Here is a 2,450-nt window from a genome sequence, read left to right on the forward strand (position 1 = left end):
ACAGGCCGGCAAGGCCGCCCGCTGCATCCGCCACTGGGCCTCCTTTGCGCAGATGGACACGCGCTACACCTGGGGCGACGACGGCAGCGTGGTGCATCAACCCCGACGGCAGTGAGCTCAAGTACCGCTACGACGATGCCCGGCTGCCGGACAACAACCGCCTGCACTACCAGCGCGCCGAGGGCGGCGGCCTGACCGCCATCGTCCTCAGCCACTGCGCTTCCAGGGCCAGTACTTCGACGCCGAAAGCGGCCTGCACTACAACCGCCACCGCTATTACCAGCCGGACAGCGGACGCTATTTGACGCCGGATCCGCTGAAGCTGGCGGGTGGGTTGAATGCCTACCGCTATACGCCGAATCCGACGGGGTGGGTGGATCCGTTGGGGTTGAGTGGGAATTGTCCGGGGGCGAATCGGCCGAGTTGTGCGGCGCCGGATGGGGTCGTTGTCGCTAGAGTTAATGAGGGCGAACCATCTATTCCTTTTCCGAGTGGAGTTGATTGGACTCCTCATGGTTACAAACATGTGCCATCAAAAAATATGACTTGGAAACAAACAGTAAACTCAACAAAATCGGGTCCGGCGAAGTATAAATTAGGCACTGATATTGAAGGCCTAGAGCGGGATGCCTTTCAAACCGGACTTCCCGTTACTAATGGTAAGCCTTGGAAAGTTAAAGAATATGATTCGGAAATAGGAGCCAGTGAAGGTAAGTCAAGCCGGTGGGTACGTATCGAATTAAGCGCACGTACAATACATGGGCATCCAATTTCAGAAGGCGAGTATAGGAAGCTAAGAAAATGATTGATTTAACGTTTATTACTGGGAATGTTTCTCATGATGACTTGTCTTTTTTAGAAAATGGTGATTTGTGCAGTCAAGTAGACTGTCTCAAAGAGGACATGCTGCAAGTTGAATATCCTTCATCATTGCTGCTGGATGTCGGCTGGTACCCCTCTTTCGATCCTAATGGGAGCTTTCAAGTTAGGGTTATAAAAAATTACGACTGGAGTCAACCGGTTTTCTTTTCAAGGGCAATATCAATGCCGTCGTTGATAGTGGAGATATCAAATGCGCAGGCTGAGATTGGAAAAGTGTTCATGGCCGGTAATTCATAGTCGATCTATATCAAATTTTGGTAAGTGATGATCGAGGAAAGTAGCTGAAATTTGTATTTGTGGTAACTAATAATAGTCAGGGGATCACGATTTTTTCTACGAGGAGCGGAAAGAGTTTTTGAGAGGAAATCAATGGTGGTGGGAAAGATAAAGCTGTGAAGCTAGCGAATGACTAAGAGATATGAGGTGCAAGTAGTAGAATTCGATAAAGTTGTCGAAGAGTCGGTGGTGCTGCTGGTTGAGAGTGTGTTTGTAAAATGCTTTGTGAGTTGCTGCTATTTCAAAATTGAAGTTGGAGGGAAGCGCGACGTTGAATTCGAAGTGATATTGCCTGACGGTGATTGTGTAGCACTTGCGCAAGAGGCTGGGAAAACGATTGAAATGCTTGGTAGTGGCTTTGGTTGCATTTTATCTGGGTATTTAGATGGAGATATTTTTCGCTCTTTCATAGACTTTATGGATCAAGGGGTTCACTACGATTACCCACAGTTGAATGAACAATACGTGAAGATTAATGTCGAGCGAATTGATGTAGCCTTTTGATTGGACACGAGGCAGCGTCCTAGGAGATTTCCTTCAAGTTCTAGCGGTTTTAATGAACTGGCGTGGAGAGGGGCGCATCGATAGTCTTTTAAGTGTCACTGCAAATTCAGTGGCAGGGTGTGGAAGCCCTTCTATCGTTAGGCGCATCAAGCGTCACCAGTTCGGCGTTTTGTCCGTGTTCTATGGTGGTTGTGCGCGGGGCGCTTTCGAGTGCGCCGGGTGCCTAACGTCCCGGTCTTCCACAGCGGCGTGCAGCCGTCACCCTTTGCGTGGAAGTGAAGGTGTGCGGTTTCCCTCCATACGTTAGGACACAGACCATGAAAACACTGACTCCAGATCCACCCTACGAAAAGCCAACACCCCACCCCGAAAACCGCTTCATGGCCCTCACCAGCAACTGCACCGAAATGCCCACGCTGTTCGTCGATACCCACGCGCCCCTCGACATTCTGACTGATGCTGCCAGCTATCGAATCTGCGCCGTAACCCAGGTGTTGGAAAACCTGTCCATGCGCGGCTCTATCGAATGCGAGTCTTTCATTCTCAGTGACTTTGCACTGCTCTGCGCCATTGCGTTGCGCGATGGGTGTGATGTGTTGGATGTGGCGGCGCGGCGGTTGCGGGGGGCGGTCTGATTAAGATGCACATTTGAGGGTTGTTGTGTTGTTAATACGGACGCCTTCGCGGGCAAGCCTGAACTGGCCTAATGATTTTGGACACTTCAATCGGGCGCTATGATGGCGCCCAAATCTGAGGTGTTTGGCCATGCGTAAATCTTATTCCAGCGA

General features: G+C 50.4%; 4 protein-coding genes and 1 pseudogene. All 5 read left to right on the forward strand.

Going from position 1 to position 2,450, the window contains the following annotated elements:
- Positions 1-208: 208 nt before the first annotated feature.
- Positions 209-526 (forward strand): annotated as a pseudogene (locus tag ACQKP2_RS32455) (RHS repeat-associated core domain-containing protein); the annotation flags it as partial.
- Positions 527-541: 15 nt separating this feature from the next.
- Positions 542-805 carry a hypothetical protein gene (locus ACQKP2_RS32460; RefSeq protein ID WP_427582333.1) on the forward strand — a complete coding sequence of 88 codons (264 nt, stop codon included), beginning with the start codon at positions 542-544 and terminating at the stop codon, positions 803-805.
- On the forward strand, positions 802-1,119 hold the full coding sequence (locus ACQKP2_RS32465; protein ID WP_427582334.1) for a hypothetical protein: 318 nt from the start codon (positions 802-804) through the stop codon (positions 1,117-1,119). Before ACQKP2_RS32460 ends, ACQKP2_RS32465 begins: the two co-directional genes overlap by 4 nt.
- A 186-nt stretch (positions 1,120-1,305) precedes the next feature.
- Complete coding sequence (locus ACQKP2_RS32470; protein ID WP_427582335.1) at positions 1,306-1,662, forward strand: hypothetical protein; 357 nt, start codon at positions 1,306-1,308, stop codon at positions 1,660-1,662.
- Positions 1,663-1,979: 317 nt separating this feature from the next.
- Positions 1,980-2,297, forward strand: a complete 318-nt coding sequence (locus ACQKP2_RS32475; RefSeq protein ID WP_427582336.1) for a hypothetical protein — start codon at positions 1,980-1,982, stop codon at positions 2,295-2,297.
- The last annotated feature ends 153 nt before the right edge of the window (positions 2,298-2,450 follow it).

This window comes from Pseudomonas sp. NPDC089569, from assembly GCF_050280625.1.
Lineage (GTDB): Bacteria > Pseudomonadota > Gammaproteobacteria > Pseudomonadales > Pseudomonadaceae > Aquipseudomonas.

Coding starts and splice junctions, on each gene's coding strand:
- ACQKP2_RS32460 (WP_427582333.1), top strand. CDS start 542: ATGACTTGGAAACAAACAGTAAACTCAACAAAATCGGGTCCGGCGAAG.
- ACQKP2_RS32465 (WP_427582334.1), top strand. CDS start 802: ATGATTGATTTAACGTTTATTACTGGGAATGTTTCTCATGATGACTTG.
- ACQKP2_RS32475 (WP_427582336.1), top strand. CDS start 1,980: ATGAAAACACTGACTCCAGATCCACCCTACGAAAAGCCAACACCCCAC.